Source organism: Kribbella sp. NPDC003505, from assembly GCF_040610875.1.
GTDB lineage: Bacteria > Actinomycetota > Actinomycetes > Propionibacteriales > Kribbellaceae > Kribbella.
In genome coordinates this window covers 357123-383051 of sequence record NZ_JBEXNA010000007.1, presented here as the reverse complement: position 1 = coordinate 383051, position 25929 = coordinate 357123, and the positions used below count along the sequence as shown (strand labels likewise).

Below are 25929 nucleotides of genomic sequence, written 5' to 3'. Positions count from 1 at the left end.
GTTACTTGGAGTCAGTTAGACTGCGCAAGTGACCTCGACCACGGAACGACCGCCGAAGCGCCGCCGTGATCGTGCGGCCCGGGAGCGGGAGATCCTCGAGGCCGCCGAGCGGATCTTCGGCGAGCGCGGATACCAGGGCACGTCGATGGACGACGTCGCCGCGAAGGTCGGGGTGTCGAAGCCGCTGATCTACCAGTACTACGGCTCCAAGGACGGCCTGTTCCTCGCCTGCCTGGCCCGGCTCCGCGGCCACCTGCTCGACACCGTGGCCGACGCGGTGATGGCCGCCCCGAACGCCGAGGACGCGCTGTACGCCGGGTTCCTGGCCTGGTTCCGCTTCCTCGACGAGCACCCGCAGGCGTGGTCCGTCCTGGTCGACGAAGGCATGCTGAGCGCCGGTCCGGCCGCGGCGGCGACCGACGAGGTCCGCGCGGCGTTCATCGAGCTGATCGCCACGATGGTCCGGATGAACCTCCCCGCCGGCCGCCCGGTCGACGACGACGAGGTCCAGATCGTCGCCCAGTCCATCTCCGGCGCCACCGAGCGCCTGGCCATCTGGCGCACCCGCACCCCCACCCCGCCCACCCCCGAGAAGGTCGCCCGCACCCTCCAGGACCTCCTCTGGCAGGGCCTGCACACCATCAAATCGAGCTGATGCAGGTCGAGTCCTACCCGGAGGCCGCCGTACCCGCGGCCCTTCGCGTCCAGGTCCATGAGCTACAGAACCAGGCCTGGCCGTCCGATCCCCTGCCACCCGCCGATACTCCGGTCCACGACCCGGCGCTACATCCGTTCTCGATGCTGCTCGTCGACAAAGGGCTGGTGCTCGCCGCGCTGGACGTCCTGCGCAAACCGCTCCAGCACGGCGGCACCACCTTCCAGGCCGGAGGCCTCAGCACTGTCGTCACCCGCGAGACGCTCCGCGGCCGCGGGTACGGTCACCGACTGGTCGCCGCGGCCCGCGACGCGATGGCCGACCTGCGCCTCGACCTCGGCCTCTTCACCTGCGACCGTGCTCTGCAGCCGTTCTACGAGTCAGCAGGCTGGCAGCTCCTTGACGGCACCGTTCTGATCGGCGGCACGCCCGACGACCCGTTCCCCAGCGACCAGCCCGGCTTCGACAAGGTCGCGCTCGCCGCCTTCTTCACCCCGTCGGCCCGGCGACACGCCCCGACGTTTCACAACGCCCGCATCGAGCTCTACCCGGGCTCGATCGACAAGCTCTGGTGACGTCAGGCGCTCGACGTGACGTCGCTCAGGATGTCGGCGACGGATTCCTGGCCGTCCGCGAGGGTGCCGGGGCGGCGGTCCAGGTAGTACGGGATCGCGATGACGACCAGGGACAGCGCCCAGCCGCGGGCCCGGAGCCACGTCGCCTCGTCGATCTCGAGAGCGTCGCGGTACGCCGCCCGGGACTGGCCCTCGAACAGCCACCACGCGGGTAGTACGTCGCCGGCGGGGTCGGCCGCACTGGCGGTGCCGAAGTCGATCACCGCCGAGAGATTGCCATTAGCAACCAATAGGTTGCCGGCCATCAGGTCGCCGTGGATCCACCGCGGTACGCCGTCCCAGGTGTCGGCCGCCAGCGACTCCTCCCACGCGGCCGTGAGCAGACCGGTGTCGAAGTGCTCCTTCAGCTGGTCCAGCGCCTCGCGGAACATCACGTCACGCGGCGCCAGCGGCGTACCGCGGGTGAACGGGTCGCCGTCCGGCACCGGCGCACCGGTGGTGTCCACCTCGCGCAGCGTCCGCACGAAGGCGGCCAGCTGCTGCGCCGCTCGCACGCCGGCAACGGACCCGGGCGTGAACGGTGCCCCAGGCAACCACCGGTAGACGCCCCAGGTGAACGGATAGTCCTCGGAGGGCCGCCCGAGCTCCAGCGGCTCCGGGATCGGCAGCGAGACGTGCGGCGCCAGACGCGGCATCCAGGCCAGGTCCTTCTCGACCTGCCCCTGGTTGCGTACTGTGCGCGGCAACCGGACCGCCAGGTCGTCGCCGACGCGGAAGGTGACATTGTCGGTGCCCGATCGCTCGACCACGCGCACCGGCAATCCGGCCCACCGCGGGAACTGCTCGGCCAGCAGCCGTTCCACCACGGCAGCGTCGATCCGCACCTCGTCGTCATGCAGCTTCGGCACACCCGTCACGCCCGCGACCTTCACACCCGCCACGCGCACGGTCAACCGATTTCCCCGAGCCCGACTAGAGTATTGACCTCGTGGAGCTTCCTGAGGAGTGGCAGCGCGCCGTCGTACCGTCGCTGCCGGCCGCCGGATCTGATGTTGTCGGCGAGTTCGCGGACACGATCTACGGCCGTACGCCGGACGGTGGTGAGCTGACCGAGTTGGTCCTGCGTTCGCGCGACGACGGCGTACTCGACGGCGCGGCCGACCGGTTGCGGCACCGCGCGGTGATCGCGTGTCCGCTCGGCGACGTCGTACTCGACACGCTCACCCACCGGCCGGCCGGTGCTGGTGCCGCGCCGGTCGTCGTGGTGCTCAACTTCAAGGGCAACGACGAGACGATCGAGACCTGGCCGTACGCGACGGCGATCGCAGCCGGGTACGCCGTACTCACCGTCGACTACCAGCAGATCGAGCCCGACGACCCGGCACCGGCCGCGCCTGGCGTACGCGCGCTGTTCCCCAACGAGACCTGGGGCGCGGTCGCGGCCTGGGCGTGGGGCCTGTGCCGGCTGCTCGACATCGCCGGGCGCATCCCAGGCGTCGACACGGCGGGCGCGGTCGCGCTCGGCCACTCGCGGCTCGGGAAGGCCGCACTCTGGGCGGGAGCGCAGGACGACCGCTTCGCCGTGACGGCCGCGAACGGCTCCGGCTGCTGCGGCGCGGCGCTGTTCCGGCACCCGGCCGGCGAGGACATCGCGGCGATCACCACGAAGTTCCCGCACTGGTTCGTCCCGTCGTTCGCCGCGTACGCCCGCCACGAGAACGACCTCCCCGTCGACCAGCACCAGCTCCTCGCAAGCATCGCCCCACGCCGCGTCGCCATCACCAGCGCCGAAGCCGATGCCTGGGCCGACCCGATCGGCGAGTATCTGGCGGTCACAGCCGCCCGCCCGTCCTTCCCCCCGAACGCCATCGGCTACCACCTTCGCCCCGGCGACCACGACCTGCTCGAGGAAGACTGGCGGTACGTGCTGGACTTCGCGAACCGCGGATGAGTCCGGTCAGTTCCCGAACATCTCGTGAATGGCGGCTTCCTGGTCGTCGGTCAGGTCGGTGTGGATCAGCCTGGCGCGCAGGCCGGTGCGCTTGAAGGTCGCACGGACCTGATCGGTCACCTCGTCGCTGGACAGCATCCCTCACAGGGTTTCGGCTGACGGATGTCATGGGTGCGTCGTGACGAGCGATCCAGGGGTGTGGCGCGCTGGTCCAGCAGGCTTCTGGGTATGACGACAACGACTGCGGTCAGCCTGCGGGGTGTGACCAAGAGGTATGCGGACGTGCAGGCCGTCGCCGGGGTGGATCTGAGCATCCGAGCCGGTGAGGTGGTGGCGTTGCTGGGGCCGAACGGGGCCGGCAAGTCGACCACGATCGAGATGCTGCTCGGTCTGGTCAAGCCGGACCAGGGCGCCGTCCAGGTGTACGGCGGTACGCCGACGGACGCGATCGCCAAGGGCCAGGTCGGCGTGATGCTGCAGAGCGGCGGCATCATCGAGGACGCCAAGGTCGGCGAGCTGCTGGAACTGGTGGCCGGCCTGCACAACGACCCGATGCCGGTACCGGAAGCTCTGGAGCGGGCCGGGATCGCGGACCTCACCAAACGGACGATGAAGGCCCTGTCCGGCGGCCAGAAGCAGCGGGTGCGGTTCGCGATGGCGATCATCCCGCAGCCGGACCTGATCGTGCTGGACGAGCCGACGACCGGGATGGATGTCGAGTCCCGCCGCGACTTCTGGGCGTCGATGCACGCCGAGACCGCCCGCGGCCGGACGGTCCTGTTCGCGACCCACTACCTGGAGGAGGCGGACTCGTACGCCGATCGCGTGGTGCTGATGCGCAGCGGCAAGGTCGTTGCCGACGGCACCGCCGCGCAGATCAAGGCGAGCGTGTCCGGCCGCACCATCCGGGCCACGATCCCGGGCGCCGACCTGGCCGCGCTCGCGTCGCTGCCCGGCGTCCGCAACGTCGAGACCCGCGGTGACGTCGTGCTGCTGCAGTGCGGCGATTCCGACGGCACTCTGCGCCACCTGCTCGAGAACACGAGCGCCCACGACATCGAAGTGACGTCCGCCGACCTCGAGGACGCCGTCCTCGCGATCAGCGCGGCCCAAGAGGAGAGCCTGGCATGAACCGCGACTACCTGATCTTCGACATCCGCCGCACGCTGCGGAACCGGCGGGTGCTGATCTTCTCGATCCTGATGCCGCTGGTGCTGTTCCTGATCTTCGGCCTGACGATCCCGCAGGACGCCAACGAGGCCGGGATCTCCGCGATCGCGTACGTGATGGTCAGTATGGCGATGTTCGGCTCGATGTCCGCGGCGATGAGCAGCGGTGGTGTGATCGCGGCCGAGCGCGACGGGGGCTGGAACCGCACGTTGCGACTCACCCCGCTGAAGCCGCAGGCGTACGTCGTCAACAAGGTGATCCTGAGCCTGCTGCTCGCGATCCCGCCGCTGGTCGTCGTGTTCCTGTGCGGCATGACGTTCGGCCACGTGCACCTGAGCGCCGGCCAGTGGCTGACGGTCGCGCTGGTGTCGTGGCTCGGCGCACTGCCGTTCGCCGCGATCGGCCTGGTCATCGGGTACATCGCGAAGCCGGACAGCGTCCAGCCGATCACCGGTCTGAGCACGATGCTGATCGCGGCGTTCGGCGGCCTGTGGCTCCCGGTCGACCAGATGCCGTCGGTGATGAAGCACATCGCCCAGCTCACCCCGGCCTACTGGACCGGTCAGACCTCGCGGAGCGCGCTGGCGCAGGGCGGGCTGGACACCCACGCGCTGCTGGTGGTGCTCGGCTGGACCGTCGCGCTCGGGTTCATCGGCCTGCGCCGGTTCCGCGCCGACACCGCCCGCGCCTGAGCATCGGGCGATAGCGTGACCACCGTGAAGACACCGCCGACGCTTGTGGAAGCGCTCGCCGAGCGTGGAGGCCGCCCAGGACCTGGGCGGTGGGGCTGGCTGGCGGCCGGGGTCTGGTTGTTCTACCTGTCCCAGCCGTTCGAGGAGATCATCCACCGGCAGGGAACGACCCGGGTCCTCGGTCTGGTCACGCTGTCGCTGTTCGCGCTGTCGTACCTCGGTTTCTTCGGCTGGGTCCGCTGGGTGGGCCTCGGCGCCGGGGGGATGCCGACCTGGCAGCGCCTGCTGTACCTCGGCGGCATGCTCGCCCTCTGCCTGCTGATGCTGCCCGCGGCCGGTCAGCAGGCGCTGACCTGCCTGGTCTACATCTCCGCGGTCGCGATGATGGCCGTCGATCTCCGGATCGCGATCGGCATCGTCGCGCTGCTGCTCGGCGGCGCCGAGTTGTCGATGCGGATCGTGCCGGGCTGGACCGACGACGGCAGCTACGGGTTCGCGATCTTCCTCGGCGCGCTGGCCGTGTTCGGGATGCGTCGGGCGATCCAGCGCAGCCTGGAGCTGAACGCGGCCCGCAAGGACATGGCCGAGCTGGCCGTCCAGGAGGAGCGGAACCGGTTCGCCCGGGACCTGCACGACATCCTCGGCCACTCGCTCACGGTCATCACCGTGAAGGCGGAGCTGGCCGGCAAGCTGATCGCGGCGAATCCGGCGCGGGCAGCCGCCGAGGTCGCGGACGTCGAGAGCCTGGCACGAGCCGCGCTGGCCGACGTCCGGGCGGCGGTCGCCGGGTATCGCGAGCTGAGCCTGGCCGGTGAGCTGGTCTCGGCGCGCGCCGCGCTGCAGGCCGCCGAGATCAAGGCGGACCTGCCGACCACGGTCGACGAGGTTCCCGAGGAGAACCGCGAACCGTTCGCCTGGGTGGTGCGCGAAGGCGTCACGAACGTCGTCCGGCACTCCGGCGCGAAGCGCTGCACGATCCGGATCTCGGCGACGCAGATCGAAGTACTCGACGACGGCAAGGGCCCGACGCCGGGCGGCGGCGCGTCCGGCCACGGGCTGGTCGGGCTGCGCGAACGGGCGGACCAGGCCGGTGCGAGTGTGCAGGTCGGTCAGGCGCCGGGCGGCGGGTTCCGGCTGGCAATGAACGTCGGGCTGTGAGGATGGTGCGGTGAGCATCCGACTGCTGATCGCCGACGACCAGGCTCTGGTCCGCGGTGCCCTGGCCGCCCTGCTCGACCTGGAGCCCGACCTGGAGGTGGTGTCCGAGGTCGGGCGCGGCGACGAGGTGATCGACGCGGCGAAGAACGCCCGGCCGGACGTCGCGCTTCTCGACGTGGAGATGCCCGGGCTGGACGGCATCGAGGCGGCCGCCGCGCTGCGCACCGCCGTACCGGGCGTGCGGGTGCTGATGGTGACCACGTTCGGCCGGCCCGGGTACCTGCGCCGCGCGATGGAGGCCGGCGCCGCCGGGTTCGTCGTCAAGGACACCCCGGCGACGCAGCTCGCGGACGCCGTACGACGCGTCCACCAGGGGCTGCGCGTGGTCGACCCGTCGCTCGCCGCCGAGACCTTGGTGGCCGGGACGAGCCCGTTGACGGGCCGCGAGTCCGACGTACTGCGAGCCGCCCGGGAGGGAGGCACCGTGGCCGACATCGCCAAGGAGCTGCACCTGTCCGAGGGCACCGTCCGCAACCATCTCTCCGCCGCGATCGGCAAGACCGGCGCCCGGACCCGTGCCGAGGCCGCGCGGATCGCGCTGGACAACGGCTGGTTGTAGGCGGGTCGCTACCTCTAGGGTTGCTTCAGGGGAGGGAGAAAGGGAGGGGGGCGATCTGCGATGTCGATCGAGAGTTTCAGCGTCCGGGGGCGGTTGGCGGACACGGGTGAGGGGATCACCGCCGACGAGTTGCAGCTGGCGGCGCGCAATCACGGCATGCCCCTGGAGGGTCTGCGGTACGACGTGACGCCGCCGGGACTGCATTACGTGCTGGTGCACTACGACATCCCGGCGACGAACGCGGGCGACTGGATGCTGAGCGTGGACGGATGCGTCGAGCAGCCGTTGTCGTTCGGGCTGACCGAGTTGCGCGCGATGGGCCGCCGGACCGTCCGGGTCACGTTGGAGTGCGCCGGCAACGGCCGTGCGACGCTGCAGCCGCGGCCGATCAGTCAGCCGTGGTTGACCGAGGCGGTCGGTACGGCGGAGTGGACCGGTGTGCTGCTCGCCGACCTGCTGCGGCTGGCCGGGCTGCGCGCGGACGCCGTGGACGTGGTGTTCACCGGCGCGGACCACGGGGTGGAGCGCGGGGTCGAGCAGGACTACCAGCGCGGCCTGTCGGTGCCGGAGGCGATCGACTCGGGAGCGATCGTCGCCTGGGAGATGAACGGTGCGCCGCTGCCGCCACAGCACGGTTACCCGCTGCGCCTCGTCGTACCGGGCTGGTACGGGATGGCCAGCGTGAAGTGGCTGCGGTCGATCGAGGTGATCGACCACGCGTTCGACGGCTTCCAGAACTCCGTCGCGTACCGGATCCGGACCGACGCGGACGACCCGGGGACCGCGATCACCCGGATCCAGCCGCGCGCACTGCTGATCCCGCCGGGGTTCCCGGACTTCATGAGCCGGCACCGGTTCGTTGCTGCCGGCACCGTTCCGCTGTTCGGCCGGGCCTGGTCCGGGTGGGCGCCGATCGAGCGTGTCGAGGTCAGCACGGACGCCGGCGTGAACTGGCACGAGGCGACATTGGATGCCCGTGGCAATCAAACCGGCAATGACGAGCTCGCCTGGCGGGCCTTCGCCTACGACTGGGAGGCGACGCCGGGCGAGCACGTGCTCACGGTCCGCGCGTACGACGCCGCCGGGAACGAGCAGCCGATCGAGGCCGAGTGGAACCGCGGCGGCTTCAGCAACAACACCGCCCAGCGGATCACGGTCCTGGTCACCTGAACCGCCGCGTGTCGCTGGCGTGTTCCGGCGTACCGCGGTCACATCCTGGAGACGTACACGGTTCTCACTTCCAGGAGTGGTGCGGTGAACGACAACCAGCTGCATGCGCGGATCTTCCGGACCGCGGACGAGTGGTACGCCGACGTCGACGACGAACTCGACCCACAACCGGACAACCCGCTCTGGTGGGGTTCGTACGAAACCCAGCCCGCGGCACTGGAGGCAGCCTGCGCTCGCCTCGCGGCGCTCCGCCAGGCCTCCTGACCTCAGCCGAACGCGATCGCGACGCCCATCCAGAGGCACAGCAGGCTGATGATGATGCCGAGCGGCCAGGCCCACCAGGGCGTCGACCAGTCGACCGCCGCGGCGATCAGGTACGACAGGTCCTCCGGGTCGGCGACCACGTCGATCCGGTCGCCGACCGCGGGCCTCGGGTCGAGATCGTTGCCGCCGTCCACCTCGACCGGCACACCGTCGCCCGGCCGGGCCACTTTCACGATCACGTCGTCGTACTTGGACCACTTGTCTTCCTCGACCGAGACGACCACGGCCTGCTGGACCGGTCCGTCTGCGACCAGCTGCTGGTTGTCGTTCCCGGCCGCGATCCCCAACGGCACGATCGCCAACGACCCCACCGCGATCGGCAGCCCGACCAGCAGCCGACCGGCCCTGATCAGGCGCTCGCCCCAGCTGAGCCGTCTCCGCCCCGCCCGTCGGTGCCTGCCGTCCCCGGGAGAGCCATCCTCCCGCCGGAGCCGGGCGGCCTCGCGCGCCTCGGCCAGGGCTTGTTCGAGGCGCCGGTCGCGACGCGCCTGGGCGCGCCGGCTGGGCTGCTCGAGGCGTTTCCACCATGGGAACAGTTCGACGAGGAAGCGGGCGGGATAACAGGCCCCGCCCGCGATCGCCGCACACACGAGCGGGTTGTCGTACAAGAAGCTCGGGCGGCTCAGCCAGCCGGCGAAGTACAGCCCACCGCCGACCGTGACGAAGAACGCGAGCAAGAACACCTGCTGACGGCCGTGGAGGTCGTCGTCGCTCATCGCACCATCATGAGCACCTGACGCAGACCGTGACCAGCCGGTTCCATGCCCTCCGTTGCGGTTGCCCAAATTATGAGCGTACGCTCATGAGCGATTGTTCATGAACATGCGCTCATAACAAGGAGGCTGCGCATGACGGATGTTGTGGTACGGGGGTTGTCGAAACATTTCGGCTCGCTGCGGGCGGTGCAGGACCTGTCGTTCGACGTACCGGCCGGGCAGGTCAGTGGGTTCCTGGGCCCCAACGGGTCAGGAAAGACGACGACGTTGCGGATGGCGCTCGGCCTGGTGCGGCCGACGGCCGGCGAGGCGTTGATCGGCGGCAAGCGGTACGCCGACCTCAGCCACCCGCGCCGGGTCGTCGGGGCGCAACTCGAGGCGACCGGTTTCCACCCGGGCCGCCGCGGCCGCGACCACCTGCGGATCCTGGCGCAGACGGCGGACGTGCCGGGCGGGCGAGTCGACGAGGTTCTCGAACTGGCCGGTCTCAGCGACGCCGCCGACCGTCGCGTCGGCGGGTACTCACTTGGCATGCGGCAGCGGCTCGGGCTGGCGTCGGCGCTGCTCGGCGATCCCGCCGTACTGATCCTCGACGAGCCCGCCAACGGACTCGACCCGGCCGGGATCGCCTGGCTGCGCGACCTGCTCCGACGGGAGGCGAAGGACGGACGCGCGATCCTCGTCTCCAGCCACGTGCTCAGCGAGGTGGCACAGGTCGTGGATCAAGTGGTGATCATCAGCGACGGCCAGCTCCGGTTCGCCGGCCCACTCGACACTCTCGGAGGCGACTCGCTCGAGACCGCCTTCCTCGACCTGACCGGGAGCAACCGATGAGATCCGAGTTCCTGAAGCTACGAACGATCCGCAGCCCGCTGCTCCTGCTGGCTGCCGCCCAGCTGGTGGTGATCGCCGGGGTGAGCGGGCTCTTCGTCAGCGGCGCGAACCTCGACGACCCGGCGACACCGCTACGCGCGATCGGCCACGCCGGACTGGTCTCGATGTTCTCCCTGGTACTGGGCATCGTCGGTGTCGCGGGCGAGTACCGGCACAAGACGATCACCGACACCTATCTCGGTACGCCGCGACGCGGCCGGGTCATCACCGCGAAGCTCTTGACCTTCGCGATCGCGGGAGCCGTGTTCGGGCTCGTCAGCTCGCTGGTGGCCGGCACGGCGAGCGCTCTCTGGCTGGCGGGCAAGGGAAGTTCGCTCGATCTGTCCGACGGTGCGGTCTGGCAGACCCTGGTCGGCTGCGTGATCTGGAACGCCTGCTTCGCGGCCATCGGCGTCGGCCTCGGCCCTCTGGTACGCAATCTCGTCGGTGCGGTCGCGATCGCCTTGGCCTGGCTCGCGCTGGTGGAAGGCATCGTCGGCCAGCTGATCGGCGACCTCGATCGCTGGCTGCCGTTCAACAGCGGACTGGCCCTCGAGGACGTACCGGCTCCGGGGATCGACCTGCTTCCACCCTGGGGAGGAGGTCTCGTGCTCGCGGCGTACGCACTGTTGTTCGCCGCGCTGGCGGTGTCGACTACGGTTAGGCGCGATGTCTCCTAGACGTGCCAGAGCAGTGCGGAGCCGGGTCGGCGACGACCCGGCCACCGCGTTGCGCGAGCATCTGATCGACACCGCGGAGAAGCTGCTCGGCGACCGCCAGGTCGCCGGGATCACGACCCGCGACATCGCCCGCGCAGCGGGCGTTTCCGACGGCGTTCTCTATAACTACTTCGCCGGCAAGCACGAACTCCTGGTCGCCGCCCTGGTACGCCGGTACGCCGGGTCGGTCGAGCGCTTCGAGGCCGACCTGCCGGCGCCGGGCACCGGGACCGTCGAAGACAACCTGGTCGCGTACGCGCAGGCCGCGGTCGACCTGGTCGCGGAGACCCTGCCGACCGCGGCCGGACTGATGTCCGAGCCGTCGCTGCTGCACAGGTTCGTCGAGGCGATCCATCAGCAGCCGTACGGCCCGCAGCGCATGTATCACCCGATCGCCGAGTACCTCGCGGGCGAGCAGCGGCTGGGTCGGCTCGAGGAGTTCGACATCGATCCCGCGGTCCACCTGATCGTCGGCCCGGCGCTGGTGCTCGGCTTCTCCGCGATCATCGGCGGCCGCTCCCGGGAGGACCTCACCGCAGAGATCCCCGGCATCGTCCGCACGCTGCTCACCGGCTTGGGTACCAGACAGGGCCTACGGGCCTGAGCCGGCTACTCCGGTTCGTTGTGCGAGTCACCGCCCACGCGGTACGGCGTACTCACGCCCTCGTACATCAGGTGCGTCATCAGCCCCTCGGAGGCGTGCGGGAGGTTGTGGCAGTGGTCCATCCAGAGGCCGGGGTTGTCGGCGACGAAGGCGATCTCGTACGTCTCCTTGTTGCCCACCTCGAGGGTGTCGACCCACCACGGTGAGCCGGTCGCCGCGACCCCGTTACGGGACAGGACGACCGCGTGGTGCCCGTGCAGGTGCATCGGGTGCGCCTGCCCGCTGGTGTTGGAGATCTTCATCCGCACCACGTCCCCCTCGGCGACCATGAACATCGGTACGTCGGGGAACTTGTGGCCGTTGATCGTCCACCACAACCCCGGCACCCCGTCCAGGAACCCGGGCCGGCGCCCGATCCGGTACTCGAAGTTCCGGTCCGCCGCCGCCGGATCGAAACCGATCGGTGCCGCCGTCCCGTAGGTCAGCAGATCAACCGTCTCCGCGGGCAGCTCGCCCTTCGCCGGGTCACCCGGACCGATGCCGAGCGACAACGCCGACGTACCGGCCACGAGCCGCATCCCGCCCGCCGGCACCACCGCCTCCAGATCGACGCGGGCACCGGCCGCCAACGGGAACGCCGCCGTGACCGCTGCCGGCCCGTGGACGTCCCGGCCGTCGACCGCGACCACCTTGTACGGCGTCCCGGTCAGGCCGACCCGCAGGATCGCGTTGTCGGTGTTGATCACCCGCACGCGCGCCGTCGTACCCGCCTTCAGGTCGACGTTCGCGGTCCCGGTGCGGCCGTTGATCGTGCGCTTCCCGTCGTACGTGTGGATCGCGGCCACCACCTCACCGGGCGACGGCGGCGCGATCACGATCGAGCCGAACAGCCCGCCCTTCACCTCGTCGCTCGACACCTGGTGCGAGTGGTACCAGTACGTCCCGGCCTGCTCCGCCTTGAACCGGTACACGTGCTTCCCGCCCACCGGTACGGCGTCCTGTGTCACCCCGGCGACCCCGTCCTCGGCGTTCGGTACGTCGATCCCGTGCCAGTGCAGCGTCGCGCCGTCCTTGACGGACTCATTCACCAGCGTGACCTGGACGAGGTCGCCGACGCGTGCCCGGATCAGCGGACCCGGAGAGACGCCGTTCAGGGTGTACCCGTCGACCGTCTCGCCGGACGCCAGCTGGAACTTCTGCTTCCGCGCGACCAGGGTGACGTCCACGTCCGGCGTCCCCGTCTTCGGTCCGGTCAGGTCCGCCACGCTCATTCCGCCCTGGTGGTGTTCGTGGCCTGACGACGGGCCGCCGCCGTAGTCGGCGTACCCCATCTCGGCCGGGTTGTACTCCCCCGGGACGAGGCTGGTCGCCCAGAGGTACCCGAGCGGCACGAGGACCGCCAGAGTGATCCCCAGGGCGAGCAGCCGGCCCCACCGGCGCTTCTTGACGTCAGGCACTGGTCACAGGCTGCTTCGGTACGACGGCCCGCCGCGCGCCCGCACTCGCCACACCGGCGATCGCGAGCCCGTTGATGCCGTGCAGCAGGCCGAGCGCCGGCACCCCGAAGGACACCACCGCGAGCAGGAACTGCAGGACCACCAGGCCGACCACGATCCCGGCCAGCACCCGGCCGCGCGGGACGTCGGTCAGGAACGACACGATCAGGAAGGCCAGCGCGAGCAGCGCGATCACCGAGCCGGCGATGCTGTGGTAGCTCTGCCCGAAGTTGCTGTAGTCGGCGCCGATCGAGGTGCCGTCGTCGGCGTCCTTCGCGATCGTGAAACCGGCGAGCGCGATCGAGGCGACCTGCAGGACGACCGCGACCGCGATCAGCAGCCCCAGGACGCGGTACACGTTCCTCATGCCCGCCGCTCCGTCCGCCGCTTCCGCACGAACAGCACGGCCCCCACGATCAGCAGCAACGGCAGCACCGGCGGATGCCCACCGCCCACGACACACCCGACCGAGGCCAGCACGGCGAACACACCGAGCAGCATCAGCAACGGCAGCGGGATGCGGCCCAAGGGCCCGCGCGCAGCCCACGGCGGCCGACCGCCGGACCAGCCCGGTCCGGCGGACCCTTCACGTCGGGTACCCGCACTCGCGGTGTCGGCAGCCGGGCCCGGCAGGTCCGCGAACAGGGCATTCAGGTCCGCGCCGGTTCTGGCGCGGAGGGCCTGGTCGACGCGCTCCGAGTGTTCCTCGGCGCTCAGCCGGCCGGCTTCGTAATGCTCGCCCAGACGCTTGACAGCGTCCTCACGCTCACTGTCGCCGATGCGGATCGATCCGCCCGGCCTCTCGTCGTTCATGACACTCCTCGGTGCTCGTGGATCTTCCAACGGCACCAAGACTGGCTTTCAGACCCCTTTCACCGCGTCGGCCCCGCGGCGACACCTCCACTACCCCCGGAGGAGCACGCTGCACCGCAGGACGCAGTACGACGTACTCCCCCGGGCGTAGACCGTCCCAGGGACAACCCTCAGCTGTTCGCCGACAGGATCTGGTTCACCTCGTCGTTCGCCTTCGCGAGCGACGCCGGTTCGGCCTCGAACGACATCACCGCGTCCATCGCCGGCGTCATCACCGCGGTCACGTCGGCCGCGTTCGGGTTGGCCGGGTACGCGAACACGTCACCCGCCTCGACCGGTTCCAGGAACGGTGTCACGTCCCACCCGCTCTTCGCGAACGCCGCCTTCGCCGCCGGCATGCTCGCCGCCACCGCCGGGAACACCACGCCGGCCTTCGCGACGATGTCCTGCGCGGTCTGCGAGCCGAGGAACTTCACCCACGCCCAGGACGCGTCCCGCCGGGTGGTACCGGCCCAGATCGTGTCCGCGAGCCCGTTCATCATCGACATCCGCTTGCCGACCGGACCGACCGGCAGCCGGGCAAGCTTGGTCTTCACCTGCTTCAGCCCGCCGTACGTGCCGAGCATCCAGGACCCGTTCGGCGTGATCGCGTACTTGCCGGCACCGAACGAGGTGGTCACGTCCACACCGGACTTCGCCTGCGCGTACGTCGGCATGTATCCCTTGGTGATCAGCGAGCGCCACCACCCGATCGTCTCGGTGAACTTCGGGTCGCCGTAGAAGAACTTCGTCCCCCACGGTTCACCCTCGGAGTACTTCCAGCCGTTGCTCGCGGCGTACCAGCTCCAGCTGGTCTGACCGTCACCGCCGCCGGCGTCGCCGTACCCGAGTCCGTAGACCTTGACGTTGTCCTTGTCGAAGCCCGGCTGGTCGCCGCGGCGGCCCTTGGAGTCCACCGTCAGCCGGCGGACGATCTGCTCGAAGGTGCCGCCGTCCTGCGAGTTCCACGTCATCGAGTTGAGCTGCTCGGTACTGATCCCGGCCGCCTCGGTGAACGCGCTGTTGTAGAAGTAGACCTCGGTGTCCCAGTCCTTCGGCAGGCCGTACCGCTTGCCGTCGTTGCCGATCCAGCGGTCCGCCAAGCCCTTCTGGTAGATGCTCAGATCGACGTTGTCGCGGGACACGTAGTCGTCGATCGGCAGCACCTGCCCCTTGTCCGCGAACAGCGGGTACTTCGACGAGTGCCCGGTGAACACGTCCGGTGCGGTGTCCGAGATGAACCCGGTGACCAGCTTCGACCAGTAGTCGTTCCAGCCGTACTGCTCGATCTTCACCGAGTACTGCGGGTTCTGCTCGTGGAACACCTTCGCGCACTCGGTGTACATCGGCAGCTGTGCGGAGTCCCAGAGCCAGTAGATGATTTCGCCGTCGCCGCGGGCCGCCGCCCCGTTGTTGCACGCGGCAACCGACGGTACGGCGAGCGCGGCCAGTCCGGCCTTCAGCAGGGTCCTGCGAGAGAGGTTCGTCATTTGATCCCCGAGAAGCCGATGGAGTTCGTGATCCGCTTGGCGAACGCCAGGAACAAGATGATCATCGGCAGCGCCGCGATCAGCGTCGCCGCCATCAGGCCCGCCCAGTCCGGACCGCCCTGCGGCGTCTGGGACCGGAACACGCCCAGCGCGACCGTCAGCACCCGCACGTTCTCCTGCTGACCGACCAGCAGCGGCCAGAAGTAGTCGTTCCACGAGTTGATGTAGGTCAGGATCGCCAGCGTCGCGATCGGTGCGCCGCTCATCGGGATGATCAGCCCGAAGAAGATCCGCCGGTGCCCGGCGCCGTCGATCATCGCCGCCTCCTCCAGCTCCCGGTTGATCCCGAGGAAGAACTGCCGGAGGAAGAAGATCGCGAACGGCGTCATGAACGCGCCCGGCAGGATGATGCCGGCGAAGCTGTTCAGCAGCCCGAGGTTCTTGATCAGCACGAAGTTGGGCAGCGTGGTGAAGATCGGCGGCACCATCAGCGCGGCCAGGAACAGCGCGAACACCTTGTCCCGGCCTGGCCAGCGCAGCCGCGCGAACGCGTACGCCGCCATCGCACTGAAGAACACCTGACACACCGTGGTGATGGTTGCCACCACCAACGAGTTGCGCAGGTACAGCCAGAAGTTGACCGCGGCGCCGGAGCCGCCCTGGGCCTGCGCCTCCTCGATCGTGGACAGCCCGAGCACGCGCTTGAACGCGCCGAGCGTGGTCTCCACCGGCAGCAGCGACCCCGGGTGGCCGGGCAGCTGGGTGTTGTCGGAGAAGGCGGTGCGCAACATCCAGTAGAACGGGAACAGCGTGACGATCAGCAGGATGACCAACAGCACCCAGGCGACCGTACGCCCGACGCTCACCTGCCGCCTCATGCGAGATCACTCTCCTTGGCCCGCAGCAGCCGCAGCTGCACCAGGGACACGACGGCGAGGATCGCGAACAGCACCAGCGCCATCGCGGACGCGTACCCGAAGTCGAACCGGGTGAACGCCCGCTCGTAGATGTAGTAGTAGATCACCCGGGTCGCGTTGATCGGACCGCCCTGCGTGGTCACGGCGACCGTGTCGAAGATCTGGAACGAACCGATCATGGTGACCACCAGGACCATCACCAAGACCGGCCGCAGCAGCGGCAGCGTGATCCGCCAGAACGTCTTCCACTCGGTCGACCCGTCCACCTCGGCGGCCTCGTAGACGTACGCCGGGATCGTCTGCAGCCCCGCGAACACGAGCAGCGCGGTGTACCCCATGTGCCGCCAGACGTTGATCCCGGCGACTGTCGGGATCGCCCAGTGCGAGTCGCCGAAGAACGCGACCGGGTCGATCCCGAGCCAGCTGAGCCCCTGGTTCACGATGCCGACCTGGAAGTCCAGCATCCAGTACCAGACCAGCGCGACGACGACGTTCGCGACCAGGTACGGCGCCAGGATGACCGCGCGGACCGTGATCGACTTGGTCAGCCGGTACATCACCATCGCGATGCCGACCGCGAGCACGGTCTGCACGCCGATGTTGATCACGACGTACTCGACCGTGACCACGAGCGCGTTCCAGAAGAAGCTGTCGTGGAGCATCCGCTCGTAGTTGGCCAGGCCGTTGAACTTCGGCGCCGACAGCAGGCTGTACTCGGTGAAGCTCAGGTACGCGCCGCGCAGCGTCGGCCAGATGTAGAACACGACGAAGCCGAGCGTGGCCGGAGCGAGGAAGATCATCGCGACCTTGAGGTCGCCCAGGCTGCGCCGCCTCCCCGGCGGCGCCGCCTGTTCCCCGTGACTTCGTTGACTGGTAGGTGGAGCGTTGGTGGTCGCGGTCACGGGGGGATCTCCTACTCTGTTTTCTCTGGTCCGGCGATCGGGCGGGCTTACCCGACCCCGTGTTCAGAGCACCGTCACGTCCAGCAAGATCGCGCTCTCGGGCCACTGCGCCGGCATCAGCACACCGACCGAGGCGAGGGCGGCGCCGTTCAGTTCGACGCTTCCACCGTCGGCCGACCAGGCCGTGGACCGCGACTCGGGCCCGGGTGTCGCGACCTTGCTGATCCGGTACGTCCGCGTCGGGTCGAGCCCGGGCAGGCGAACCCGGCCGACGGCCGAGGTCACCGACTGCTTCGTCTGTACGACGCTGAAGACGGCACGTGCACCGTCCTGCGCGACGACGCCGTGCACCAGCACGTCCTCAGGGCCACGGTCGGCGCGGACCACACGGCCGGAGTGCAGCAACGGCCGCAGCTCCTTGTGCAGCGCGACCCAGCCCTTGAGCTCGGCGCGCTCCTCGGCACTGGCCGACGCGATGTCCCACTCGATGCCGAAGTGACCGAACAACGCGGTGATCGCGCGGAACGACAGCGTCTGTGTGCGGCCGGTGGTGTGCGCCCGCGGCGGGCCGACGTGGCAGCCGATCAGCTCCGGCGGCAGCAGGAGCTGGGTGTAGCGCTGGATGGTCTGGCGCTCGAGCGCGTCGTTGCTGTCACTACCCCAGATCCGGTCGGTGCGCTCCAGGATGCCGAGGTCGACGCGGGCGCCGCCGGACGAGCAGGACTCGATCTCGAGGCCCGGGTGCCGGCGCTTCAGCTCGTCGATCAGCCGGTACACGGCCAGGGTCTGTTCGTGGATGCCCGCGGTCCCGGTGTGCTGGTTGCCGCCGTCGACGAAGTCGCGGTTGTGGTCCCACTTCAGGTACGCGATGTCGTACTCGGACAGGATGCTGTCCAGCCGCTCGAGGATGTAGTCGTACGCCGCCGGGACGCCGAGGTTCAGGCCCTGCTGGTGGCGGGCGGTCGGCGGCATCCGGTCGCCGGCGGCGAGGATCCAGTCCGGGTGCTCGCGGGCCAGGTCGGAGTCCGGGTTCACCATCTCCGGCTCGACCCAGAGCCCGAACTGCAGGCCGAGGCCGGTCACGTGGTCGACCAGCGGGTGCAGGCCCTTCGGCCAGATCCCCTCGTCGACGTACCAGTCGCCGAGCCCGGCGTGGTCGTCGCGGCGGCCGCGGAACCAGCCGTCGTCCAGCACGAACCGCTCGGCGCCGACCTCGGCGGCCGCGTCCGCGAGCGCCTTGAGCTTGTCCAGGTCGAGGTCGAAGTAGACCGCTTCCCAGGTGTTCAGGACGACCGGGCGCTCGGTCGCCGGGTGGTTCGGGCGGGCGCGCAGGTAGTCGTGGAAGCGCTGCGAGACCTGGTCGAGGCCGACGCCGTACGAGCCGTAGATCCACGGGGTGCCGTACGTGCCGTTCGGGGCGATGCGGCCCTCGCCTGGCAGCAGCAGTTCGCCGCCGCCGATCACGCCGTACCCGCTCATGCCGCGCTCGGCGTACGAACGGTGGTTGCCGCTCCAGGCGGTGTGCACGCCCCAGATCTCGCCGGTGCGGAAGCCGAAGCTGTCGGTGCCGGCCAGCAGCAGGAGGGTCGCGTCGGCGCCGGTGCGGCCGCGGCGGTTGTCGCGGATGTGGGCGCCCTGGGTGAACGCGTGCCGCTGCGGGTGCCGCTCGCCGATGTGCCGGCCGGTCATGTCGAGCAGCTCGGTCGCCTCGGTCGGCACCGGCAGCGCCAGGTACAGCCCGTCGACCGTGTACGGCGTCGTGCCGGTGTTGGTCAGGTCGGCCTGCGACCTGACCAGGCCGGAGTCGGTCAGCTCGACGGTCAGCTGCAGTCGCAGACCGGCCTTCGCGTCGGAGGCGTCGACCCGCACGCTGTTGCCGGTCTGCGCGACGCTGGTCAGTTCGAAGCTCGCCGAGAAGTCCTGGCCGTCGCGGTGCCCGTTCAGGCCGGGAAGGCCGAACCAGCCGGACGAGTACTCCGGGACGATCGCGATCGGACGGTTCTCGTCCAGGCCGTTGCCGTCCTGCACCGCACCTGCGCCGCGGCGCAGCTCCAGCAGAGCGTTCTCGGTCAGCTCGCCCAGATCCGCGCCCCAGTGCAGGACGGACGGGAGGCCGCGACCGGAGCAGTCCAGCACCAGGCTGACGCCGCCGGCGCGGAGCTGCAGAATCTCGATGTTCGACACTGTTGATTCACTCTGCTTTCTGATTGATTTCAGGACGGAACTATTTACCCCGCCGAGCTTGTTGTCAATGCTTCACGAAGTTAAGTAAATAGCTTAGAGCTGACATCGCTGTCAGGACAGCAGCTTTGGCAACCGCTTCCCGGCGGCGATCCCGGCGACCCTCCCGGTCGCCCCGCGCTGCGCCATACCGCCCTGGCCCTCGGCGCGCCGCGACGCGCAACACCACCTGCTGCATACCCACCGGCAGTTGCGGACCTCGCGACATGGGCGCCCATGCTCCCCCAGTCCCCGGATCCCCAGGCCATCACAATTGCCCGCCACCGTCCGCCGCGAGCGTGGCGAGGGCTTCGGCTGACCGATTGTGATGGCCTGGACGTCCTCCGGCGGCGGCAAGTCGGACGGCGCCACGATGGCGGTCCTGTCGCTGTACGGCGACGTGGACCGCGACGTTGTCGACGCCCGCTGGCGCGCTTGGTGGAGCGAGCGCTGGCCGGAGGAGCTGGCGCTCCCGACCGAGCCTTGACCAAGCCCTGACCACGCCCTGACCACGCCCTGACACTGCCGTGACAACGCGCAAACGTGTCAGCACGCTCGGTCTACCGGACAGTGTTACCGGGAAGTATCTTGCCGACAGTGATCGATCGATCACTGACCTCCGGCGAGAGAGGCCTTCCGGTGAAAACACCCAGAAGTCGTCGAGTGACCGCGGCAATCCTCCTACTGTCCCTGACCGGGCTCGGCCTGGTCGCTCCCCCGGCGCACGCCGACGGCCCTGGTTCGGGGACGCCGTACGTCGTCACCGTCGGGGACTCCTACATCTCGGGTGAGGCCGGCCGCTGGGCCGGGAGCTCGAACGACTCCGAGACGCCGGCCGACGCGCTCGGTTCGCACGCCTACCACGACAACGCGAGCCACACGGCCGAGGTGATCCCGCGGTGCCACCGCAGCCTGTCGGCGGAGGCGTACATCGGCGGCGGGGTCGGCGGCCTGAACCTGGCCTGCTCGGGTGCGCGCACCGCGACCTCGACCGGCGACTACTTCAAGCCGGGCATCGACTTCTACGACGACGGCGCCGGCCACCAGGGCCAGGCGAAGATGTTGCAGGTCTTCGCCGCGACCCACAACGTGCGGCAGGTCGTCGTCTCGATCGGCGGCAACGACTTCAACTTCGCGTCGATCGTCACCCAGTGCGTGCAGGACTTCCTGCTCTCCCCGTCCTGGAACCCCGACTACTGCCGCGACGACTCCTCGGTGGTCGCGAACTTCACCTCCGCCAACATCACGGCGGTCCGCGGCAAGATCGCGACGGCGTTCCAGAACGTCCGGACGGCGATGCGCAACGCGGGGTACGGCGACAGCGCGTGGAGCCTGGTGGTCCAGACGTACCCGTCGCCGATCCCGGCGTCCAGCGGCTTCCGCTACGGGCAGTCGGGCTACACGCGGCAGAGCGTCGGCGGCTGCGGCTTCTGGAACGCGGACGCCGACTGGGCGAACGCCACCGCTCTCGTCACGATCAACAACACGGTCCGCGCCGCGATCGGCCAGTCCGGCCTCGGCAACGCCCGCCTCCTCGAGCTGCAGTCCGCGTTCAACGGCCGCCGGCTCTGCGAGAAGACCGTCGGCCTGTACGAGGAGGTCGGCCTCAGCTCGTGGACCCAGTCGACCGCCGTCGACAAGACCGAATGGATCAACCAGATCCGCACGGTCACGACCGTCGGCTCGAACTACTACATCCAGGAGTCCCTGCACCCGAACTACTGGGCCCAGCTGGCGCTGCGCTCCTGTGTCCGCCAGACCTACGACCAGAACCGCGGCGGCACCTGCACCATCTCCGGCACCGGCCTCGTCAACGGCGAACCCCGGATGACGCTCAACTGATCGACACCCGCACAGACACGAAGCGGCCGCCGCACCCCTCGCCCGGGTACGGCGGCCGTTTCAGCTGTTAGGTCAGCTCAGGTTGAGACCCGTGTCGTCGATGACGAACGAGGTCTGCAGCGAGCTGTCCTCGGTGCCCGTGAAGCTGATGGTCACCGTCTGACCGGCAAACGACGAGACGTTGAACGACTTGAGCGAGTAACCGCTCGCCTTGTTCAGGTTCGAGTACGTCGCCAGCGTGGTCGAGCCCGCCTTCACCGTGAGCTTGTCGTACTGCGTGCTCGTGGTGGTCTCGGCGGAGTCGATGTGCAGGTAGAACGACAGCGTCGCGCTGCACCCGGCCGGGATCGACACCGACTGGCTCAGCGTGTCGGTGTGGGTCGTGCCGTAACCGTCCAGCCACGCCTTCCAGGTGCCGCTGCGGGCCGGCTGGGAGGTGCTGTTGTCGATCACGCCCGCCGACGCCGACCACGGGGCCGCCGTACCGGTCTCGAAGCCCGGGTTGCCGAGCTTCTGGCCGGAGCAGCCACCGGTGCCGCCGATTGTGAAGGTGAACGAGGTGTTGCCGGATCCGCCTGCGCTCGCGGTCGCCGTCACGGTGACGTTGAACGTTCCGCTCGCGGTCGGCGTCCCGGACACGGTGCCGGTGGACGAACCGATCGTGATGCCGGCCGGCAGACCGGTGGCGGACCAGGTGTACGGCGCGGTGCCGCCGGACGCGGTCATCGTGAACGACGCGATCGCCGTACCGACCGTGCCGGACTTGTTGCCCGGGTTCGTGACCGTGACGCCGCCGGAGGTGGAGCAGGTCGGGTCGGCCGTCTGCGCCGGCACGCTGACCGCGTCCCAGGCCGCCTTCACGGTGTTGAACTCGGCGCAGCTGCCCGGGTACAGGTTCTTGGCCGCGGTCAGCGTCCAGGTCCGGTACTTCAGGTACGAGCTGCTGCTGGTCTTCATCAGCATCGCGTTGTACATGATCCGGATGGCCTTCTGGATGCCGATGCCGGTCACCGTCGAGCTGTTGCAGGTCGGGCTCGTCGGGGAGCCGTTGCTGCCCTGCGAGAGCAGGTAGAACCAGTGGTTGCCGGGACCGGCCGCCGCGTGCACCTCGGTGCTCGGGATCGAGCTCGAGTAGCAGTTCGGGTCACCGAGCGCGGACGGGTTGTACATGTTGCGGATCGGGCCCTGGCCGACCAGGTTGACCTCTTCGCCGACCAGGAAGTCCGGCGGGTCGTACGACGCCCCCTGGTTGCTGTAGTACTCGGTCGCCGCGCCGAACGTGTCCGCGACGAACTCCTGCGTCCCGCTGCCCGAGATCCCGCCCGGCGTATGGTCGTCGATACCGTGACCCATCTCGTGGGCCAGGACGTCGATCGAGCCGATCCAGCCGCCGGCCGTGTTCTTGCCGATCTGGACCTGCGTGCCGTCGTAGTACGCGTTCTGGTCGTTCAGCCCGACCCGGATCGGCCAGGCGCCGCCGTTGCCGTCCATACCATTGCGGCCGAGCCAGTTGGTCAGCATCGCCTTCTCGGTCTGGGCGGCGAACAGCGCGTCGACGCAGCCGGTCTCCTTGTTGGTCGCGACGCCGTTGCCCCAGTTGTCGTCCGTACCTGAGAACGTGGTGTTGTTCGCCGCGTCCTGGCAGGACAGGTTGGTGGTGTTGGGGTCCTTCATCGAGTACGTGCTGCCGGACAGGGTGGTGTCCAGGTGCAACGGATTCGGGCCGCTGTAGACCGCCGTACCGTTGCCGGCCATCACGTGTTCCTTGGTACCGAGCACCTTGCCGCTCTGCGCGTCGACGTACACCGACAGGCTCGACGGCTCGTGACCGTTGCTGCCGGTGACCCGGGACTGCCAAGCGAGCTTCGGCGTACCGTTCAGGGCGTAGACCGCGAGCGTCGGCGTGGTCGACTCCTTGACCTGCTTCAGCTGCTTGTTCGCTGTCTGCTTCGCGGCCGCGGCGGTCACCTTCGCGGTCGTGGACAGCTCCGGTACGGCGGTGGTCTGCGCGACCGAGGTGTACTTCACGGCGCCCTTCGCGTCGGTGACCACGACGAAGTCACCACCGACGACCGGGAGGCCCTTGTACGAACGCTCGTACGGGACGTACTGCAGACCGCTCTGCTCCGAGATCACCGGCTTCGCGACGAACTTGTCGTCCTTCGAGGCGTGCAGGGCGCTCGGCCGCCCGGCCACCAGCGAGGACGCGGAGTCGACCGCGAACGCCTTCGACTCGGCCTGGGTCGGCCGTGGCGGGGGTGCCGCACTCGGGGCCGCGCCGGCGGCCGACGCGCCGAGCCCGGCGAGTGCCGCCGCCGCGAGGCCGGTCAGCCCCAGGACGACGGCAGGTTTGCGGGAACGCTGGAACAAGACCATGGATGTGGTCCCTTCACGATGCGGTGCTGGGCGGGTTGCGCCTCGCCGGACTGCAGTCGGTGCACCACTCCGGCTGGAACCTCCGGCCTACCCATCGACCGGGCCGGTGGAGGACCCCAGTCCATCCAGCCCCGATGAATCGCGCGGGGGGACACTATGTCCGCCACCGTGGCCGGGCAAGGCGCTGTCGTGCCGTTGGCACCCCGATGACAACTGACCGCGTTGTCATGGCTACCAAGCGCTGACAAACCCGCCCGAATCTGAGAATCATCACGGCCGGCCCGGACCGGTGAGCGACTTGTCGCGGAGGGTGGTCGGGTGGGACTGCCGGTGGTCTGGGGCGGGTGTGAATGGCAGAATCGCGCCGACTGGATGGCTGCCGTGGGGTGCGACGCGCCGGCGGCGGGACCGATCGCGATCAGACGACGCCGGCTGGGGTGTGAGTGGAAACCGAATTCGTGCTGTCGCTCGGAGAGCAGCAGTGGACGCTGCCGGCCGGGACCGACACGATCACCATCGGCCGCGCCTCGAACGCCGACATCCGGCTGCAGGCCGACGACCAGATCTCCCGCATCCACGCCCGCCTCGACCGCGACGGCAGCACCTGGACCCTGTACGACGAGTCCCGCAACGGCACCGGCCTGAACGGCCGCCGCCTGACCAGCCCGACGCCGCTCACCACCGGCGACAAGATCCACATCGGCCGCTCGGTCCTGACCTTCACGAAATCCAGCACGCCCTCCCCCCGCACCGATCCCACCCCACCGCCGGCACCGCCGTCTTCAGCAGCTGTGCCGCCTGCCGCGTCCGCCGCAGAAGCCCCCGCGGGACCGCCATCGTCCGCATCGCCGGCCGCTGCACCGCCGTCAGCCGCCAGCAGCTGGCCCGAGGCAGAGCCGGCCTCGCCCGACGAGTACGGCGCCACCACGCCGCCGCCCCCTCCCCCCGCGGCCAGTTCGCCCGACCGAGCCAACCACGCCCCGGCCGGTTACCCACCGGCCGACCACGGACCGGCCGACCAATCCCCCGTCGACCATGCACCGGCCGATCACGCCCCGACCGATCACGCACAGGCCGCCCCCCACCCTGCCGACCGCACACAAGCCGACTACGCACCGGCTGCCCAGCCGCGCGTTGACCAGTCGCGCGGAGAGGCCAGCCCCTTCGCCCCGGCGCAGCACGCACCCGACGCCGGCCAATACCCGCAGGTCGGCGACTCGCACCCTGACCACAGCCCGTTCGCACCGGCAGCCGACCAAGGCCGCACCGACGGCAACCCGTTCGCGAGCGAGCGGGCAGAAGACGCCGAGGAGTACGGAGCCGACGGCAACCCGTTCGCGCAGCAGCGGCCGGACGACGCGGAGGAGTACGGCGCCGTCGGCAATCCGTTCGCACGCGAGCGCGGGGACGAAGCGGGGGAGTACGGGGCCGCGGGTGTGGTTCCTGGCTTCGAGCGTTCGGGTGACGGCGGGACCTGGGCGGCGTACCCGTCGGCCGACAGCGCGGAGCCGGTCCGGTCCCCCTGGGAGGTCTCCGGCCAGATCGACCACGCCGAGCCGAACTGGAACGAGTCGGCCAGCTGGCCCGACCCCACCCCGGCCGCAGCCGACCGCCGGACCACGCCCGACGCACGAACCGGCCCGGACCCACGAACCGGCGCGGACCCGCGAGCCGGCACGGACCAGCAGACAGGCACAGACCGCCGGGCGGGCGCCGACCGGCGAAGCGCCTCGCGGGACCGCCGCGCAGCGGGAGCTGACCGCCGCTCGACCACCCCGCGGCCCAGCACGGAAGGCCACGGCGCCAACGGCTACGGCACGGAACAGCCGAGCCGGCGCTCAACCGAGCAAACAGCTCGCGCGCAGCGGCTGCCCGCCACGGATCGCAGTACGGAAGCCGACGCCGTCGGGACGGTACGCCTGGCGCGGGTGCTCATCGCAGCCGGCGGCGTGATCCTGCTCGGCATCATCGTGAACCTCATCGTCACGTTCCTCGCCGACGGCCCCGACGGAGCACTCCGCTGGCTCGTACCGCCCGGCATCGCGCTCGTCGTCGCGATGGTCCTCGCACTGCTCGACGCCGCCACACCGACGACCCGCCGCCAGGGCCGCCTGGACGTGCCGGTCCTGGTCGCGATCGCCGTGGTGCTCGTCGGCGTCGGTGTCGGCGGGTTCGCGCTGACGGCCGGCGCGGAGTACGTCGGCGGCTACCTGACCGGCAACGAGTCCGGCGAGGACCGGCTGATCAAACCGGTCGCGAAGGCCGGCTCCGGCATCACGCTGACGGTCGAGAACGTCACGTACACGAGCCATTTCACCCGCGTCGAGGTCAAGCTGACCAGCACCGCCAAGGAGGCGGTCAAGATCCCGATCGACGGGACGACGTTCACCGCCGCCGACGGCACCGCCCTGCGCGCCGACCCCGGCAAGAGCTCCTGGCCGAGCCGGATCGCGGCCGGCGGCACGGAGCACGGCACGATCCTGTTCAAGGGCAACCTCCCGGACAGCGCCGACGCGGCCGTCCTCACCTTCAAGTCCGGCAACACCACGTTCGCCGTCCCGGTGGCCCTCAGCCACTGAAGTACATCGATTTTTGATATAGTCGCGCC

Annotated in this window: 26 protein-coding genes; 15 read left to right on the top strand and 11 right to left on the bottom strand. The window is 69.7% G+C overall.

Translation table 11 applies throughout. The features are described 5' to 3' along the window. The first annotated feature begins 28 nt into the window (after window positions 1–28). Together ABZX12_RS25825 and ABZX12_RS25820 are read left to right on the top strand one after the other, a co-directional pair. Entirely contained in the window at window positions 29–655 is a 627-nt protein-coding gene (locus tag ABZX12_RS25825; RefSeq protein ID WP_355697083.1) for a TetR/AcrR family transcriptional regulator, read from the top strand. Then, window positions 655–1230, top strand: coding sequence for a GNAT family N-acetyltransferase (locus ABZX12_RS25820; RefSeq protein WP_355697081.1), 576 nt, complete (start codon window positions 655–657; stop codon window positions 1228–1230). Before ABZX12_RS25825 ends, ABZX12_RS25820 begins: the two co-directional genes overlap by 1 nt. Window positions 1231–1232: 2 nt before the next feature. On the opposite strand, the gene ABZX12_RS25815 is transcribed toward ABZX12_RS25820, so the two are convergent. Then, entirely contained in the window at window positions 1233–2177 is a 945-nt protein-coding gene (locus ABZX12_RS25815; protein WP_355697195.1) for an aminoglycoside phosphotransferase family protein, read from the bottom strand. Window positions 2178–2218: 41 nt separating this feature from the next. Between ABZX12_RS25815 and ABZX12_RS25810 the strand changes: the two genes are divergently transcribed. Further along, window positions 2219–3181: an acetylxylan esterase gene (locus ABZX12_RS25810; RefSeq protein ID WP_355697079.1), complete on the top strand. Its 963-nt coding sequence runs from the start codon at window positions 2219–2221 to the stop codon at window positions 3179–3181. Between the two features lie 6 nt (window positions 3182–3187). Here ABZX12_RS25810 and ABZX12_RS25805 read toward each other — a convergent pair whose 3' ends face one another. Beyond that, window positions 3188–3319 carry a hypothetical protein gene (locus ABZX12_RS25805; protein ID WP_355697078.1) on the bottom strand — a complete coding sequence of 44 codons (132 nt, stop codon included), beginning with the start codon at window positions 3317–3319 and terminating at the stop codon, window positions 3188–3190. A gap of 90 nt (window positions 3320–3409) precedes the next feature. On the opposite strand from ABZX12_RS25805, the gene ABZX12_RS25800 reads away from it, so the two are divergent. The 6 genes from ABZX12_RS25800 to ABZX12_RS25775 all read left to right on the top strand — a co-directional run bounded on the left by ABZX12_RS25800 (window position 3410) and on the right by ABZX12_RS25775 (window position 8254). Further along, window positions 3410–4312, top strand: coding sequence for an ABC transporter ATP-binding protein (locus tag ABZX12_RS25800; protein WP_355697076.1), 903 nt, complete (start codon window positions 3410–3412; stop codon window positions 4310–4312). After that, entirely contained in the window at window positions 4309–5043 is a 735-nt protein-coding gene (locus tag ABZX12_RS25795; protein ID WP_355697074.1) for an ABC transporter permease, read from the top strand. The genes ABZX12_RS25800 and ABZX12_RS25795 overlap by 4 nt, the downstream gene beginning before the upstream one ends. Window positions 5044–5067: 24 nt before the next feature. Next, complete coding sequence (locus ABZX12_RS25790; RefSeq protein WP_355697072.1) at window positions 5068–6201, top strand: sensor histidine kinase; 1134 nt, start codon at window positions 5068–5070, stop codon at window positions 6199–6201. Between the two features lie 10 nt (window positions 6202–6211). Then, window positions 6212–6820 carry a response regulator transcription factor gene (locus tag ABZX12_RS25785; RefSeq protein ID WP_355697070.1) on the top strand — a complete coding sequence of 203 codons (609 nt, stop codon included), beginning with the start codon at window positions 6212–6214 and terminating at the stop codon, window positions 6818–6820. Window positions 6821–6880: 60 nt separating this feature from the next. Beyond that, entirely contained in the window at window positions 6881–7990 is a 1110-nt protein-coding gene (locus ABZX12_RS25780; protein ID WP_355697069.1) for a sulfite oxidase, read from the top strand. 84 nt (window positions 7991–8074) lie between these two features. Then, window positions 8075–8254 (top strand): hypothetical protein, encoded by a 180-nt coding sequence (locus ABZX12_RS25775; RefSeq protein ID WP_355697068.1) that lies wholly within the window; start codon window positions 8075–8077, stop codon window positions 8252–8254. Window positions 8255–8256: 2 nt separating this feature from the next. On the opposite strand, the gene ABZX12_RS25770 is transcribed toward ABZX12_RS25775, so the two are convergent. Continuing rightward, the gene (locus ABZX12_RS25770; RefSeq protein ID WP_355697066.1) at window positions 8257–9030 is read right to left on the bottom strand and encodes a hypothetical protein; all 774 of its coding nucleotides are present in this window, start codon (window positions 9028–9030) and stop codon (window positions 8257–8259) included. 132 nt (window positions 9031–9162) lie between these two features. On the opposite strand from ABZX12_RS25770, the gene ABZX12_RS25765 reads away from it, so the two are divergent. From ABZX12_RS25765 to ABZX12_RS25755, 3 genes are read left to right on the top strand one after another with little or no spacing between them, the layout of a single operon-like run. After that, on the top strand, window positions 9163–9864 hold the full coding sequence (locus ABZX12_RS25765) for an ATP-binding cassette domain-containing protein (protein ID WP_355697065.1): 702 nt from the start codon (window positions 9163–9165) through the stop codon (window positions 9862–9864). Further along, window positions 9861–10583, top strand: a complete 723-nt coding sequence (locus ABZX12_RS25760) for an ABC transporter permease subunit (protein WP_355697063.1) — start codon at window positions 9861–9863, stop codon at window positions 10581–10583. The genes ABZX12_RS25765 and ABZX12_RS25760 overlap by 4 nt, the downstream gene beginning before the upstream one ends. Further along, window positions 10573–11226, top strand: coding sequence for a TetR/AcrR family transcriptional regulator (locus tag ABZX12_RS25755; RefSeq protein ID WP_355697061.1), 654 nt, complete (start codon window positions 10573–10575; stop codon window positions 11224–11226). Before ABZX12_RS25760 ends, ABZX12_RS25755 begins: the two co-directional genes overlap by 11 nt. A gap of 5 nt (window positions 11227–11231) precedes the next feature. Here ABZX12_RS25755 and ABZX12_RS25750 read toward each other — a convergent pair whose 3' ends face one another. From ABZX12_RS25750 to ABZX12_RS25720, 7 genes are all read right to left on the bottom strand, one after another. Further along, window positions 11232–12683, bottom strand: a complete 1452-nt coding sequence (locus ABZX12_RS25750) for a multicopper oxidase family protein (protein WP_355697059.1) — start codon at window positions 12681–12683, stop codon at window positions 11232–11234. After that, window positions 12676–13089 (bottom strand): hypothetical protein, encoded by a 414-nt coding sequence (locus ABZX12_RS25745; RefSeq protein WP_355697058.1) that lies wholly within the window; start codon window positions 13087–13089, stop codon window positions 12676–12678. Before ABZX12_RS25745 ends, ABZX12_RS25750 begins: the two co-directional genes overlap by 8 nt. Continuing rightward, window positions 13086–13535, bottom strand: coding sequence for a DUF1707 domain-containing protein (locus tag ABZX12_RS25740; protein WP_355697056.1), 450 nt, complete (start codon window positions 13533–13535; stop codon window positions 13086–13088). Before ABZX12_RS25740 ends, ABZX12_RS25745 begins: the two co-directional genes overlap by 4 nt. Before the next feature lie 170 nt (window positions 13536–13705). Next, window positions 13706–15064, bottom strand: coding sequence for a sugar ABC transporter substrate-binding protein (locus ABZX12_RS25735; RefSeq protein ID WP_355697054.1), 1359 nt, complete (start codon window positions 15062–15064; stop codon window positions 13706–13708). After that, entirely contained in the window at window positions 15061–15942 is an 882-nt protein-coding gene (locus ABZX12_RS25730; RefSeq protein WP_355697052.1) for a carbohydrate ABC transporter permease, read from the bottom strand. Before ABZX12_RS25730 ends, ABZX12_RS25735 begins: the two co-directional genes overlap by 4 nt. Beyond that, on the bottom strand, window positions 15939–16781 hold the full coding sequence (locus ABZX12_RS25725; RefSeq protein WP_355697050.1) for a sugar ABC transporter permease: 843 nt from the start codon (window positions 16779–16781) through the stop codon (window positions 15939–15941). Before ABZX12_RS25725 ends, ABZX12_RS25730 begins: the two co-directional genes overlap by 4 nt. A 165-nt stretch (window positions 16782–16946) precedes the next feature. Next, a complete protein-coding gene (locus ABZX12_RS25720) occupies window positions 16947–19067 on the bottom strand; it encodes an alpha-galactosidase (RefSeq protein WP_355697048.1) in 2121 nt (706 codons plus the stop codon). Between the two features lie 364 nt (window positions 19068–19431). Between ABZX12_RS25720 and ABZX12_RS25715 the strand changes: the two genes are divergently transcribed. Both ABZX12_RS25715 and ABZX12_RS25710 read left to right on the top strand, forming a co-directional pair. Continuing rightward, on the top strand, window positions 19432–19590 hold the full coding sequence (locus tag ABZX12_RS25715; protein ID WP_355697046.1) for a hypothetical protein: 159 nt from the start codon (window positions 19432–19434) through the stop codon (window positions 19588–19590). A gap of 176 nt (window positions 19591–19766) precedes the next feature. Then, the gene (locus ABZX12_RS25710; protein WP_355697045.1) at window positions 19767–20945 is read left to right on the top strand and encodes a hypothetical protein; all 1179 of its coding nucleotides are present in this window, start codon (window positions 19767–19769) and stop codon (window positions 20943–20945) included. A gap of 72 nt (window positions 20946–21017) precedes the next feature. Here ABZX12_RS25710 and ABZX12_RS25705 read toward each other — a convergent pair whose 3' ends face one another. Next, window positions 21018–23321 (bottom strand): M4 family metallopeptidase, encoded by a 2304-nt coding sequence (locus ABZX12_RS25705; protein WP_355697043.1) that lies wholly within the window; start codon window positions 23319–23321, stop codon window positions 21018–21020. Window positions 23322–23764: 443 nt separating this feature from the next. Between ABZX12_RS25705 and ABZX12_RS25700 the strand changes: the two genes are divergently transcribed. After that, entirely contained in the window at window positions 23765–25900 is a 2136-nt protein-coding gene (locus ABZX12_RS25700; RefSeq protein WP_355697041.1) for an FHA domain-containing protein, read from the top strand. The last annotated feature ends 29 nt before the right edge of the window (window positions 25901–25929 follow it).

Coding starts and splice junctions, on each gene's coding strand:
- ABZX12_RS25805 (WP_355697078.1), bottom strand. CDS start 3,319: ATGCTGTCCAGCGACGAGGTGACCGATCAGGTCCGTGCGACCTTCAAG.
- ABZX12_RS25770 (WP_355697066.1), bottom strand. CDS start 9,030: ATGAGCGACGACGACCTCCACGGCCGTCAGCAGGTGTTCTTGCTCGCG.
- ABZX12_RS25730 (WP_355697052.1), bottom strand. CDS start 15,942: ATGAGGCGGCAGGTGAGCGTCGGGCGTACGGTCGCCTGGGTGCTGTTG.
- ABZX12_RS25745 (WP_355697058.1), bottom strand. CDS start 13,089: ATGAGGAACGTGTACCGCGTCCTGGGGCTGCTGATCGCGGTCGCGGTC.
- ABZX12_RS25800 (WP_355697076.1), top strand. CDS start 3,410: ATGACGACAACGACTGCGGTCAGCCTGCGGGGTGTGACCAAGAGGTAT.
- ABZX12_RS25760 (WP_355697063.1), top strand. CDS start 9,861: ATGAGATCCGAGTTCCTGAAGCTACGAACGATCCGCAGCCCGCTGCTC.
- ABZX12_RS25795 (WP_355697074.1), top strand. CDS start 4,309: ATGAACCGCGACTACCTGATCTTCGACATCCGCCGCACGCTGCGGAAC.
- ABZX12_RS25715 (WP_355697046.1), top strand. CDS start 19,432: ATGGCCTGGACGTCCTCCGGCGGCGGCAAGTCGGACGGCGCCACGATG.
- ABZX12_RS25780 (WP_355697069.1), top strand. CDS start 6,881: ATGTCGATCGAGAGTTTCAGCGTCCGGGGGCGGTTGGCGGACACGGGT.
- ABZX12_RS25765 (WP_355697065.1), top strand. CDS start 9,163: ATGACGGATGTTGTGGTACGGGGGTTGTCGAAACATTTCGGCTCGCTG.
- ABZX12_RS25740 (WP_355697056.1), bottom strand. CDS start 13,535: ATGAACGACGAGAGGCCGGGCGGATCGATCCGCATCGGCGACAGTGAG.
- ABZX12_RS25755 (WP_355697061.1), top strand. CDS start 10,573: ATGTCTCCTAGACGTGCCAGAGCAGTGCGGAGCCGGGTCGGCGACGAC.
- ABZX12_RS25735 (WP_355697054.1), bottom strand. CDS start 15,064: ATGACGAACCTCTCTCGCAGGACCCTGCTGAAGGCCGGACTGGCCGCG.
- ABZX12_RS25705 (WP_355697043.1), bottom strand. CDS start 23,321: ATGGTCTTGTTCCAGCGTTCCCGCAAACCTGCCGTCGTCCTGGGGCTG.
- ABZX12_RS25820 (WP_355697081.1), top strand. CDS start 655: ATGCAGGTCGAGTCCTACCCGGAGGCCGCCGTACCCGCGGCCCTTCGC.
- ABZX12_RS25725 (WP_355697050.1), bottom strand. CDS start 16,781: ATGATCTTCCTCGCTCCGGCCACGCTCGGCTTCGTCGTGTTCTACATC.